Source organism: Acidobacteriota bacterium, assembly GCA_009691245.1.
In the GTDB taxonomy this organism is placed as follows: Bacteria; Acidobacteriota; Terriglobia; order 2-12-FULL-54-10; family 2-12-FULL-54-10; genus SHUM01.
In genome coordinates, this window is sequence record SHUM01000043.1 from 17,026 (window position 1) to 29,577 (window position 12,552).

Below are 12,552 nucleotides of genomic sequence, written 5' to 3' on the forward strand. Positions count from 1 at the left end.
ATCAATGTTCGGCTCCTAGTAATTATTTTTCAAGTCCATGCCGGCGTAGAGCGAGGCCACCTGGTCGTAGCCGTTGAACATCAGCGTATCGCGGCGAAACACCTCGCCGAGACGGCGCTCCTTGGCCTGCGTCCAGCGCGGATGATCGACCTTGGGGTTCACATTGGAGTAGAACCCATACTCGTTGGATATGGCGATGTTCCAGGTAGTCGGCGGCTGCTTCTCGACGAACTTGATTTTGGCGATTGACTTGATGCTCTTGAATCCATATTTCCACGGAACCACCAGGCGCAGCGGCGCGCCATTCTGATTGGGCAGCACTTCGCCATATAGTCCAACGGCCAACAGGGTCAGCGGATGCATCGCCTCATCCATGCGCAGCCCTTCCACGTAGGGAAGCGGAATACCAGCAGCTCGCCACTTGGGCATCTGCTTGATGTCGAAGTAGGTCTGGAAGGCGATGTACTTCGCCTTCGAAGTCGGCTCCACCTGCTTGAGCAGCGCGCTCAACGGGAAGCCGATCCAGGGCACCACGATTGACCAGCCCTCCACGCAGCGGTGCCGATAGATGCGCTCCTCGAGTGGCGCCAGTTTCATGATGGCGTCCATGTCCAGCGTCTTGGGCTGCGCTACTTCGCCTTCCAGCGACACGGTCCACGGCGTGGTCTTGAAGTTCTTCGCATACACCGCCGGCTCGTCCTTGCCCGTGCCAAACTCGTAATAGTTGTTGTAGGTGGTGATGTCTTCGAACGAATTCATCTGTTCGCTTGTGCTGAATGGACTCTTGGTCAGACCACTGAGCTTTCGACCGGTTTGCGCGTAGGCCGAAGGGCTCGTCAATCCATGACCAATAGCCGCAGCCGTGCCACCGGTGAGCAGGCTAGCCAGAAATCTCCGTCGGTTCAGATATTCCATCTGGGGTGTTACCTGAGAGTACAGCAGGCTTTTTGACTTTCCGATCAACATCGCCGATCACCTCCGACATTTCCTTCGATTGCCTAACACCTTGGCTGGCATCCCAATCGTAAGATGCAATCGGCAAGGAAAGGTTACTTCCCGCTGATGCCCAAGTTGCAAGTCTAGTTTGCCATAGCCCCGAAAGCTTTGAGACATCTTAAATGGGTGCCGGGCCGGAGTCGCATAGTAGCAAAAATCCCATGCCAACTCCCTAGTAGCCCTTCTTTTTGTCCACCAGATTCAACAGCTCCCGGCCTGCCAGATAGCGTTGAAGATTGTCGCGTAGCAAGGCCATCTGGCGCGGCCAAAACCGGTCCGTGCAGCCTCCCAGGTGCGGCGTGATCAGGACGTTGGGCGCAGTCCATAAGGGATGATCGGCGGGCAGCGGCTCCGGGTCCGTAACATCTAACCCCGCGCCAGCAATGGTTCCCGCTCGCAACGCGGCCATAAGATCATCGGTAACCACCAACGAACCGCGCGCCACGTTCAGCAGCACCGCCGTTGGCTTCATTCTGGATAGCTGCGCCGCGCCGATCAGGCCGATGTTCTCGGCGGTTTCAGGCGCGCACAGCACAACATAGTCGGCCTCGGCGAGCAGTGAGTTCATCTCGCCAATTCCATAAACATGGTCGGCAAGATCACCGCCCTGCGCAGGATTCTTCTTGAGCGCCACAATCTTCATGCCGAGGGCTCTGCAGCGCACGGCGATCTCTCTGCCGATCTGGCCAAAGCCGACGATGCCCAGCGTTTGCCCGCTCAGTTCAGTGGGCGTCAACGGGCGGACCCAGTAATCTTCCTGTCCCCAATAGCGGCGCTCCTGAAAGCGCACCGACGATGGTATGCGCCGGGCGATGGCGAACATCATGGCCAGAGTCTGCTCTGCCACCACCGTCGCATGCACCGTAGTGGAGTTGGTTACCATCACCTCGCTATTGACCAACGCGGGGAACATCATCTGGGTCACCCCAGCCATCGGCGAATGGAGATACCGGAGCTTTCGGCAGCGTGTGAAATGCTCAGTCTTCAGACGCCAAGTAATGAGAATTTCGCAGTCGGACAGATTGGCGAGGTAGGACTCCATGTCCCGCGCGATGACAATCTCCAGATCGGGAAAATCGCGCTGCAACACTGCTTCCTCAACCGTGGGGACAGCAACGTATTCAATCTTCTCTATAGCCGGCCAAAGTAGTTTGCGGCGCGCAATGGGACGCTCGTTCATGGGAGTCAGTCTCCGTTTTAGGAAAAGTACTGTATCGCCGGTCGCCGATAATCCGAGCGAGCTGTGCCGTCGCGCAGCAACAGTAGTAGTGGTTCTATTGCAGCGATCAACTCACCGGTCCGAATGTGCAAGTGATCGGAACCATTTTCAGCCAGCTTGCTAACTCCGGCGCGTAATAATCGTTGGGCACCGACGAAGTTTTCGCGACGCAAATGATGAAATGCCACGGCCACCTGAATGAGTCCCTGCAGCGCCAATTTTTCCGGGCCCTGAGCGGCGAGCCAGGCCTGCTCGAGTACCTCATGGCATTCAAAGTACTGCTCATTGTTGAACAGTTCCACGCCGTGCCGGATTAGCTCTTGCTGCTCGCGCTGGGCATCTTGCGTGGACGGCAAATCGTTAGTCAATTCGGCCCACCAATCCAGCCGCAAAGAGCCGTTTGTCCATTCGCGTCAGCCGTCTGATTACCACTGGCGGGGCAATCGGCGTATGTGAAATCTGACAAAGATATTCCGGGATGGCCCAGACATCTTCCTCTGAGGTCATCCAAGCAATGGCGTCGAACCGTGATAGCCGCACGGGACGCGAATAGGTGCGTAGTGTCTTCTCGCCTCGTAGATTGTAATAGTGCTCGAAGTAAGTCATGGCCAGCTCGCGCAGCGTGCGGTAAACGGGTTCGCGGAAACGAAGTCCGGCGTAATTCGATTTTGCCAGCGCGCCCCACAAGCCGTTTTGCCGGAAGACGGCCAGCACATGATCGTCATCGTGCTCGGCTTCCAGATCCAACAACAGCGCCGGGAATCCATTTTGACTAAGAGCCGCCGCGGCGAACAACGCCCCGTCCATGCAAGCCGCGTGCCGGTCGCGTAATACGTTGCGGGGCGAGCGGCACCGCGGACCACCTGTGCCGAGGTCGTAGGCGATCGCTTCGTCAAGGAATCGTTGGATCAACTCAGGCCGCCGCAGTCGCTTGTATATGGCGCGTTCGCGCGCAGTCAGTGCGATCTTCCCGGCATATGTTTGATGGTTTGCCACGTTGCGATTTGCCACCAGGTCTCCTCGGAAAGCTGCACCGCAATTTTCGATTATCCGCAGCGGGGCGATTCGCTGACGCAATCCTTCCGAGTATACTTATGATTCGCGTCACGGTGAAATGGTGAGGGTCCGGCGCGCCACCAGCCAACTTTTATTGAGGTGAAAATCATGTCTCCGCATGTGCATACCATCAATTTTGCAAAACGCCTGTTAATGGGTCCCGGCCCGAGCGAGGTCGATCCGCGCGTTTATCGTGCCATGATCCAGCCCGTGGTGGGACACATGGATCCCGCGTTTCTGGAAATACTCGGCCAGCTCCAGCAGATGTTGCGCGATACTTTCCGCACGGCCAATACCGTAACTCTGCCCATTCCGGGAACTGGCAGCGCAGGCATGGAGGCTGCGCTGATCAACTTCATCGAGCCAGGCGATGAAGCCGCCGTGGTGGTGGGTGGCGTCTTCGCATCGCGCATGTGCGAAATTCTGGACCGCTGCGGCGCGAAGATCACGCGCATTGACCATGCCTGGGGCACGGCGCCTGATCCGGGGCAGGTGCGCAAGGCCGTCGCTGGCAAGAAGCTCAAGCTGCTGGGGATCGTTCACAGCGAAACCTCCACGGGTGTCTGCACGCCGCTCGAGCCGCTGGCAAAAATCGCGCGCGAGGCCGGGGCGCTGATGGTGGTGGACACCGTCTCCTCGCTCGGTGGAATCGCGTTGGAGACCGACGCCTGGGGCCTTGATGTGGTTTATAGCGGCACGCAGAAGTGTCTGGCGTGTCCTCCGGGACTAGCGCCCATCACGCTGAGCCAGCGCGCGCTGGACGTTTTGCGCAATCGCAAGCAGCCCGTGCAGAGCTGGTATCTGGACCTGAGCATGGTTGAGAAATATTGGGGCCCAGAGCGCAGCTATCACCACACGCCGCCGGTCAACATGATCTTCGCATTCCATGAGGCGCTGCGCTTGCTGCTGGAAGAAGGTCTCGATAAGGCCCAAGCTCGCCATCGCCGCGCACATCTCGCGCTGGTGGCCGGCATGGAGGCGATGGGCCTGCGGATGTTCGTAAATGATCCCGCCGCGCGGGCCGCCACGGTCAACACCATCTGCGTTCCCGAGGGGATTGATGACGCCAAAGTGCGCGGCCATCTGCTGCAGCGCTACGCCATCGAGATTGCCGGCGGGTTGGCGCAACTGAAGGGAAGAATCTGGCGCGTCGGCCTGATGGGACTCACCGCCAGCCCTGCCAATGTGCTGCTATTGTTAAGCGCGCTGGACGGCGCGCTTGCCGAAGCCGGCCACAGGTTCCCGCGCGGCGCTGGAGCCGTGGCGGCGGAGAAGGTATTCGCCGCTTCGTAGGCGCTCCGAGACATCTCGCAAAATGAAAAACCCGCGGCGGATTCACTCCCGCCGTGGGTTTATTTTTGGTTGCAGGGCTAGCGCCTAGAAAATGTACTTCAAGGCGAACTGCATCTGCCGCGCGGAAGTTCTGGTGGAAGAAATCTGGGAACTTGTGGCGCCAGGCGTAACGGATGTGGGGTTTTGAAATACGTTGAAGTTCGGGCTGCCGAAGTTGGGCCGGTTCAAAATGTTAAATAGCTCCCAGCGAAACTCCACGCGACTGCTTTCGCTAATCGTGAAGTCCTTCAGCATTGCTAAATCCCACCCCAACAAGTTCGGGCCTTGCACAGTATTTCTGCCCAGATTGCCCAATACGCCGGAAGACTGGAGCTGGAAGGCGCAGGGATCATACCAGAGATATGGCGTGCCCAACGCCTGGCCGGGCACTACGGAGTTCGTGGTGGCGGCGGGATTATAAGGACCAGCAATACCGCCGACGAAGGTGCATCCCGCCGTCGTGCCGCTGGTAGGATTATTGGAAGCCCCCGGCGCAACGCTGGGCCGCTCCTGATTGCCGAAGATGCGCGTGTTGTTGCCCGCGCGGTCAAAAGCATTCACCACCGTGAACGGCTCGCCGGAGGAGTAGTTCAGCAGGCTGCTGATTCTCCAGCCGCCAAGAATCTTGTTGGCCACGCCGGAGAGTGGCTTCAGCGGAATCGCGTACGAGCCGTTGACGGTGAGGTAATTGCGAATATCAAATGCGGCGCGGCTGTAATCGCGGCCGCGATCTTCCGGGTCCATCGCGAAGCTGGTGATGTTCTCGAAGTCGGTGCTGCCGCCGAGTCCGGAGATTTCGTCCATGGTGCGCGAGAGCTGGTAGACGAAACTGAAGGTCAAACCTTTGTCCGAGCGCTTGGTGATCTGTGCCTGGAGCGAATTGTAATTAGAGTTGGAGTCGAACTCGCGCTGCAGCACGGCGGAGAAATTCCTGTTCCTGCGAGGCGTAGCGGCGCCCGTGAAGCACGCTGATCCTGCGACCGACCAGCACTTCTCGCCATTGATGATGGCGGTCGGCAGCGAAGTGTTCCAGTTCACGTTGCGCGCGTTGTTGCGCGTCTGTGAGCCCAGGTAGCCGAGCATGACGGAAACGTTCGACGCTACCTGCCGCTGCATCGTCAGATTGAATTGCATGGCGTAAGGCTGGTGCGGATTCCAATGAGTGATGTCGATCTGCACGTTGCTGTCATGCAGCGCGGGAGGCTGCGACAGGAGGTTGTCTCCGGCATTGGGAAATGGAATGCCGGATACGGCCGCGCCCGGCGGTCGAACCACCAGGAACCGCTGCTGGAACGGCAGCACACGGAAGGCGCCCACGCGATAGTTCAGTTGCAAGAGCTGGTCATGATAGATGCCGAATCCGCCGCGGATCGAGGTCTTGCCATCGCCGATGGGATCAAAAACAATTCCGAAGCGCGGGGCCAGGTTCTTCAGCGATGGGTTCAGGAAATAGGGGTTCCCGACAGTCACATCCGGATCGAGTTGGTTGCGCAGGTTGGCGATGCGTCCGGCAACTTCGGTCGGCGAATTCACAAACTCATAGCGCAGGCCGATATTCATGGTCAGGCGAGGAGTGACGCGCCACTCATCGGTCATGTACATACCGATCATCCACTGGCGCAGTCCGCGCGGACCGGCAAACACGTTGGCGGCCTCGTATTGATTCGGATCGCCGGCGAGAAATTCGGTGAGTGTGCGGAAATCATATTGGCCGCGGAATCGCGCGGCGGAAAATCCGTTGAACTGAATGCGCTTGGCCAGGCCACCCAGCTTCACCGTGTGCGAGCCGTTGGTGAGCGCCATGTCGTCAATATACTCGAATATATTTTGCGTCCAATAGGCCGGGTTGGTGCCGCCCGTCGAGATGCCCTGAATTCCGCTGCCGGGATTGAGAATGCCGAAACCGCGTCCCGAAATATACTCCAGCGCGTTCAATGCCCCGGGTATCAAATCATCCGCGGTCAGCCGTGTCCGTGTGTAGGCGATGCGAAAATCATTCACCACGCTGGCGCCGAAGATGCGCTTGTAGTTCGCCAGATAGCTTTGAATACGCGAGTCCTGAATATTGCCCAGCAGCCCGAGGCTGGTGGGATTGGTGCGGGCGCCGTCGTCAAAATAAACACGTCCGCTGAGAGAATCGTTATTGGTCAACTGATGATCCACGCGCGCCAGGAAGTCATCCTGATTCGTATTGGTGGAGCCTGCCCAGGAGTACTGTCCCACGCCTCCGCCAAGCCGCTCCTCGGAACCGGCCACATTGGGCAGCGGATAGATCGCCAGATAGGGGCGTATGCTGGCCGCCACCGCTCCCGCCCGCACGGCTGTATTGGGAACAACATTGGTGGACGTGTTGCCCAGCCTCTCACGAACTCCTTCAAAGCTCCCAAAAAAGAAAGTCTTGTCGCGGAGGATCGGTCCGCCGAGGGTGAAGCCGAACTGGTTGCGCTTGAACTCGGGCTGTTGACGGCCGAAGGCGTTGTCCTCCCACTGTGCGGCGTCGAGATTGTCGTTGCGCAGGAAGTGGAACGCGGTGCCGTGAAAGGTATTCGTGCCGGATTTGGTCACCGCGCTGACCACGCCGCCGGCGTTGCGACCGTACTCCGCGCCAAAGGCGCTGGAAGAAACACGGAACTCTTGAATGGTGTCGACGCCAAGCATCATGCCTGACGCGCCAGCAGGCGTGGTTCCATCCTTGCCCATCATGTCCGCGCCATCGAGCAGGAAGCTGATCTGCTGTGGGCGCGCGCCGCCGAGCGACATCTTTTCTCCGGTGCCGGCGGTGGTCGAGGGCCGCGCCGCGCGCGTAAAGATCACGCCGGGTTCGAGGACCATCAGGTTGGAAAAGCTGCGGCCATTGAGAGGAATCTCGCGGATGGTTTTCTCTTCCACCACGCCGCCGACAGTGGCGGATCTCGTTTCGATGAGCGGGGCTTCGCTGGTTACGGTAACCTGCTCGGCAACGGTTCCCACTTCTAGTGTTAGATCGATGATTGCATCACCGCCGATACTCACGGTGATGCTCTGGCGAAGTGTAGTTTTGAAGCCGGTCATTGATGCCGCGATGTCATAGCGCGCTGGTGGCAACGCATTGAACACGAATCGTCCTTGGGCATTGGTGGTGGACTCGCGGGCGATGCCGGTTTCGGTGTTGGTGGCGGTAACCATCGCGCCCGGCACCACGGATTTGCTGGAATCCGTTATCACGCCTTCCAGCTTGCCGCCCACCTGAGCGCGCAAGGGTGGCGTCAGCAGTAGGGCCAAGGCCAATACGTGGATTGTGTACAAGCGAAGCTTTCCCATGAATTTCCTCCGTTACGATTTTCCGTTATGTCCACTGCCGATGAGACAGGCCATCAGGAAGAGCCTATCGGACGCTCCCGGCTACGGTCCCGCGTCCAAACGGTACCGGCTGAACTAGGGCCATACTAGGCGACCATTGCATTTAAGTCAATATGTTTTGAACCTGTTCGGAAGGACCGGATAGGAGTCGCCGTCTAATTATTGCCGGCTAGTAGTTATCAGCTAGTAATCAAACGAGTAGGTGAACTTGGCCTGCAACGAACGATTTTTCTCGCCGCGATTGACGCCGCCGGTCTCGCGGCCTTCATCATAGATGAGAAAGAAATCATCGCCGGGGCGGAAGATGTAGTTCAAGCGGAAATGCAGCCCGGCGAAATGATCGATGTTGTCCAACTGAAAGGTGGTGCTGGTCAGCCAGCGATTGTTCAGCGCATAGTTCACGGCAAAGTTCAGGGCATGCTGCGTGAAGTCCCCGCCGGGCAGCGAAGCCTTGTCGATTTCATAATCGGCTTCCAGCGACGATTGGGCATTCAGCTTGAAGTTATGAACGGTCTGCAGCTTGTACATATTGCCGTGGTAGAAGCCGTAGCGATGGCTGAAGTCGATGTTGGCCCAGTAGCGCCGCTTCGAACTGGACTGATAGCGCAGGACATAAACGTTCCACTGATAGGGATGCGCGGGCACGACCACGCCGGGGACGATCTCGAAGTCGCGTTCGACGCGATCGAATTCGTAGTCGAAGGGGATGATGCGGATCAGGCTGCCATCCTGAAAGAACACTTGTGTGATGTATTTATCGATGCGCCGGACTACGTTATTCGAGGCGTTCATCTGATAATCCCACGTCCCGGAGATATCGAGTTGGCGGACCCAAGGAATGTTGGGGCGCGGACGGAAAGCGATCTGGGGTCCTAGGCGGTGATAGTCCGCGCGACGAATGAAGGCCATATCACCGCGAAAGCCGGGGTCGAGCGAGAGATATTCGAGGCCGAGCAGGAAGAAGTCGCTATCCCATTTTGCGTTGGCGCTCCAGGCCCAGGTGGAGCGGCCGGGCTCTTCGGACTTGGCAAAGAAGCCGTCGGCGGTGAAGTGTTGGGCAAAAGTGAAGATGGCGTCCGAACCATAGATGCGGTTGTAATCTCCGCTGCCGCCCTTCTCGCGGTTCATTATGAATGCGCCGATCATCGAGCGAGCGAGGATATCACGACGCAAGCGGGCCACGCTGTAGTTGCTGGCCAGGATGTTCTCGCGATCCGAGCGGAAGGCTTCCGTCTGGACATTCAGCAAGCCGACGGAGAACCAGCCTAGCTTGCCCGTAATACGGCCGCCGCCGATGATGGGCACGGGGCGTCTGTCGCGTGGAGTCAGGCCAATCGTCCGGCTTTGGAAGAGTCGCAATGTCGCGGTGGTTCCGCGCGAAGCCGTGCCGAGATCGAATATACCGGAACCTTCCTGGAAGAATTCACGTTTTTCGGGAAAAGAAATCGGGAAGCGTTCCAGGTTCACCTGCAGTGCGTCCACGTCGGATTGCGCGAAATCTGTTCTGAACGTCAGATCGGCCGTGAGACCCGGGGTAAGCCTCAGTTTCAAATCTTCAATTCCGACATCGGAAGCATTCTTCGTTACTGTTCGGAAAACGGGGGTGGCCGGCGCGGGCTGGAGCCGATCGACGAACTGCGAAAATCCGCCGAGAATATAAGGCTTGATGCGCATGCGCAATCCTGTTTCGATACCTTCGATGCCACTCAGATGGCCGGACTGCGAGATGTTCTCGAGCTGAAAGCCGCGCCGCCAATCGTTCCAGATGGCGATCTCATTCTTGCGACGGATGTCGCGCTGGACATCCAAACCCCATGTGAGTTTGCCGCCGTTGGCACTATCGGATTCCGACACGCGAATGCTCTTGAAGGGTATGGCGAACTCCACGGACCAGCCGCGCTCGCTTACCGCGGAGCTAACCTCCCACCGTTCGTCCCAGCTGGTATTCACCGTCTTGCCTTCGTCGGAGACCAGCGCGTCATACGCCGTACTCAGCGAGTTGGTGCGGAACAGGAACGCGTTGCGATGGTCGTGATAGGTATCGAGCACCACGGAGACGGTGTCGTCACCGGCCAGGTCGCCATCGCGCCGCCGCTCGCTGCCACGGATGCCCGCCGGGTTGGAGTCGGCGCAGAACACACCAATGTACAGCGTGGTCGGCGTGTAGATCACCCGAACCTCGGTCGTTTCGGACACCGGCTCGCCCTCGGCGGGTTCCTTCTGAATGAATCCGGCGGAGACCGCGGCCTGTTGCCATACGGCGTCTTCAAGCTTCCCGTCGATTACGGGTGGCGATGCGACGGCGTGGGCGGCAACGCTGCGATGGCCATGTGCAGTTGTGGAGGATAACGACGCGGGGGAAGACGCGGGCGGAGTTTGCGCGACCAGTTGCAATGTCGTCCACAGGCATGCGCCGGCGATCCAGCCCCCCGGGCGGGCGCACCGCGCCGTTTTAGAGATTGTTGATTTCATCGGAAGAATCATGAGTAGTATTATTTCCACGCGACGTTCAATTGCCGGGTAACCATCTTGCCGCTCTTTGTATGATAGCCGAACTATTCGAGAAATAATCCGCAGAATCACAGGCGCATATGAAGTTAACCAATCGTTTGCAATGGAGAATATTTGCATCCTGGTCTGTTTTAGAGGATGATCCAATGGCTTGCGTGTAGAGCTTGAGCGGATTGTATCGGCTACGGATAGACTGAAGATATTTATTGAAGTTCAGCGGCAGGTGAAGCAGCGATGGGAGCATCGATAAACAACAAACTGGTGCTGCGTGCGATCCTGCCACTGCTTGCCGGCAGTGCCGTGTTGATGATGCCCGCACCGGAGGGTTTGACTCCAACGGCCTGGCGCTACTTTGCGCTGTTCGTCGCGGCTATGACCGGCATCGCCACCGAGCCGCTGCCGCCCGCACTACTTGGACTGGTTGCCGTGAGCATTGCCGCGGCGGTCCGGCTGGTGTATCCCACGCCGGCGCAGTCGCTCAGTTGGGCGCTCAGCGGATTCGCGAACTCCACCATCTGGCTGATCTTCGCCGCCTACATGTTCGCCGCCGGCTACTCGAAGACGGGCCTCGGGCGGCGCATCGCTCTGCTGCTGATTCGCGCGATGGGCCGCAGTACGCTGGGCCTCGGCTATGCGGTGGCCTTCTCCGACGGATTAATCGCGCCCTTCATGCCCTCCAACACGGCGCGCAGCGGCGGGACCATCTATCCGGCAATCCGGCACATCCCCGAGCTTTACGACTCGCACCCCAACAGTCCCAGCGCGCGAAAAATTGGTGCGTATCTGCTGTACACCGCGCTGGCGACCTCCTGCATCACCAGCAGTATGTTCCTTACCGGGCTGGCGCCTAACGTGCTAGCCAAGGGCATGGCGCTGAAGGTGATCGGGCAGGACATCCCCTGGACCACGTGGTTCATCGGCTACGCCCCGGTCGGCCTGCTGCTGTTTGCACTGACGCCGTGGCTGCTGTTCAAGATTTACCCGCCGGAGATACGGCAGTCCCCAGATGCGCCGCAATGGGCTGCCGTTGAACTCGGCAAGATGGGGGCGGCGACGCGGCGCGAAAAAACGCTGATCGTGCTGGTGTTGCTGGCGCTGCTTCTCTGGATATTTGGAACGAAGTATCTGGACGCCACGCTATCGGCGGTGATCGTGGTCTGCCTGATGGCGCTCACCGGCGTGGTTGATTGGGACGACATCATCGGCAACGCCGCCGCGTGGAATGTGCTGATCTGGTTCGGCACACTGGTTACGCTGGCCAACGGACTGGCCGAGAGCAAATTCCTCGCCTGGGTTTCCGCAACCCTGTCGCCGCACTTCGCCGGCCACTCGCCGTACATGACCGCCGCGCTGTTGGCCACCACTTACTACTTGCTACATTATTTATTCGCCAGCATCACCGCGCACGTCAGCGCGCTCTACCCGGTGTTTCTCGCCGTGGCGATCACGCTGCCGGGCCTGTCGCCGCTCGGCTGGGCGCTGTTGCTCGGCTACCCCGCAGGCGTCTTTGGTATCTTGAACCCCTACGCCACCGGCCCTGCGCCCATCTACTACGGCAGCGGCTACATCCCCGGCAAGGACTTCTGGGTCTACGGCTTCATCCTCGGCATGCTCTACCTGCTCGCCTACCTGCTTATCGGCCTGCCCTGGTTGCTCTGGCTGCAACCGTAGTGTTCCGACGTTCTTATTTTGGTAGCCACGGCAAGCGCATTTCTTGCCGTGTGGTTTTCGGTGATTTGTTACGCCTTAGCGAAGGCCATGCAGGCCCGGATGTCGTCGCGCGCGAGGTCAGGAAAATCAGCAAGAATCTGGTCCTCGCTCATGCCGCCAGCCAGATACTCCAGCACGTCATACACAGTGATCCGCGTCCCCAGCACGCAGGGCTCCCCGCTGCGAACTGCCGGGTTGACTGTGATTCGTCCCTGCCACTTCATGGCCTTGATTGTAGCGCTTCGTGGCGCGGCGTACCACAGCCGATGAGAGCCCCGACCGCCAGGGAGGGGGCACGCTCAACGGGCACGGTAATCGGCTGACGTGCCCCCTCCCTGGCGGTCGGGGCTCTCATCGGAATCATCCGCGCACTAAATTACCGACTTCCT

The 12,552-nt window shown here is 59.0% G+C and carries 9 protein-coding genes; 2 read left to right on the forward strand and 7 right to left on the reverse strand.

The window, feature by feature from the left end; translation table 11 throughout:
- Positions 1-15: 15 nt before the first annotated feature.
- The 4 genes from msrP to EXQ56_10810 form a co-directional block, all read right to left on the reverse strand.
- Entirely contained in the window at positions 16-966 is a 951-nt protein-coding gene (msrP, locus tag EXQ56_10795; GenBank protein ID MSO20928.1) for a protein-methionine-sulfoxide reductase catalytic subunit MsrP, read from the reverse strand.
- A gap of 202 nt (positions 967-1,168) precedes the next feature.
- Positions 1,169-2,176: a D-2-hydroxyacid dehydrogenase gene (locus EXQ56_10800; GenBank protein MSO20929.1), complete on the reverse strand. Its 1,008-nt coding sequence runs from the start codon at positions 2,174-2,176 to the stop codon at positions 1,169-1,171.
- 17 nt (positions 2,177-2,193) lie between these two features.
- Positions 2,194-2,607 carry a DUF309 domain-containing protein gene (locus tag EXQ56_10805; protein MSO20930.1) on the reverse strand — a complete coding sequence of 138 codons (414 nt, stop codon included), beginning with the start codon at positions 2,605-2,607 and terminating at the stop codon, positions 2,194-2,196.
- The gene (locus tag EXQ56_10810) at positions 2,576-3,181 is read right to left on the reverse strand and encodes a hypothetical protein (GenBank protein ID MSO20931.1); all 606 of its coding nucleotides are present in this window, start codon (positions 3,179-3,181) and stop codon (positions 2,576-2,578) included. The genes EXQ56_10805 and EXQ56_10810 overlap by 32 nt, the downstream gene beginning before the upstream one ends.
- A 198-nt stretch (positions 3,182-3,379) precedes the next feature.
- Between EXQ56_10810 and EXQ56_10815 the strand changes: the two genes are divergently transcribed.
- Positions 3,380-4,564 (forward strand): alanine--glyoxylate aminotransferase family protein, encoded by a 1,185-nt coding sequence (locus EXQ56_10815; GenBank protein ID MSO20932.1) that lies wholly within the window; start codon positions 3,380-3,382, stop codon positions 4,562-4,564.
- An 84-nt stretch (positions 4,565-4,648) separates the two neighbouring features.
- On the opposite strand, the gene EXQ56_10820 is transcribed toward EXQ56_10815, so the two are convergent.
- Positions 4,649-7,903: a TonB-dependent receptor gene (locus tag EXQ56_10820; protein ID MSO20933.1), complete on the reverse strand. Its 3,255-nt coding sequence runs from the start codon at positions 7,901-7,903 to the stop codon at positions 4,649-4,651.
- Positions 7,904-8,125: 222 nt separating this feature from the next.
- Complete coding sequence (locus EXQ56_10825; GenBank protein ID MSO20934.1) at positions 8,126-10,573, reverse strand: hypothetical protein; 2,448 nt, start codon at positions 10,571-10,573, stop codon at positions 8,126-8,128.
- A 114-nt stretch (positions 10,574-10,687) separates the two neighbouring features.
- Between EXQ56_10825 and EXQ56_10830 the strand changes: the two genes are divergently transcribed.
- On the forward strand, positions 10,688-12,124 hold the full coding sequence (locus tag EXQ56_10830; GenBank protein ID MSO20935.1) for an anion permease: 1,437 nt from the start codon (positions 10,688-10,690) through the stop codon (positions 12,122-12,124).
- A gap of 68 nt (positions 12,125-12,192) precedes the next feature.
- Here EXQ56_10830 and EXQ56_10835 read toward each other — a convergent pair whose 3' ends face one another.
- Positions 12,193-12,387: a DUF433 domain-containing protein gene (locus EXQ56_10835; GenBank protein ID MSO20936.1), complete on the reverse strand. Its 195-nt coding sequence runs from the start codon at positions 12,385-12,387 to the stop codon at positions 12,193-12,195.
- Between the last annotated feature and the right edge of the window lie 165 nt (positions 12,388-12,552).